Source organism: Holdemanella sp. DFI.5.55 (assembly GCF_020593575.1).
In the GTDB taxonomy this organism is placed as follows: domain Bacteria; phylum Bacillota_I; class Bacilli_A; order Erysipelotrichales; family Erysipelotrichaceae; genus Holdemanella; species Holdemanella hominis.
Genome location: NZ_JAJDMK010000492.1, coordinates 1 through 206, shown reverse-complemented (window position 1 = coordinate 206; position 206 = coordinate 1). Strand labels below are relative to the sequence as shown.

The 206-nt window shown below is 39.3% G+C and carries 1 protein-coding gene; it reads right to left on the bottom strand.

The annotated features are described in order from the left end of the window. On the bottom strand, positions 1-148 hold a 148-nt coding region (locus LJE08_RS15480; RefSeq protein ID WP_227403705.1), incomplete at its 3' end, for a KxYKxGKxW signal peptide domain-containing protein. Positions 149-206: the final 58 nt, after the last annotated feature.

Genomic DNA, 206 nt, shown 5'->3' with positions numbered 1-206 from the left:
AGGAAACGTTATTCGCATCAGAAACAGTATCCGCATTGACCGTTTGTGTTGCCATTAACGTCCCTGCCGCAACAGCAACCGTAGTCAAGGCCATGCAGCACCACTTTTTGCCTTTCTTAAACATCTTGTAGTGTTTCCGTACATCCATAATCTAAATATTCCTACCCTTCCATTGCTAAAATTTAATAAATTTTAATGGTCTTAAT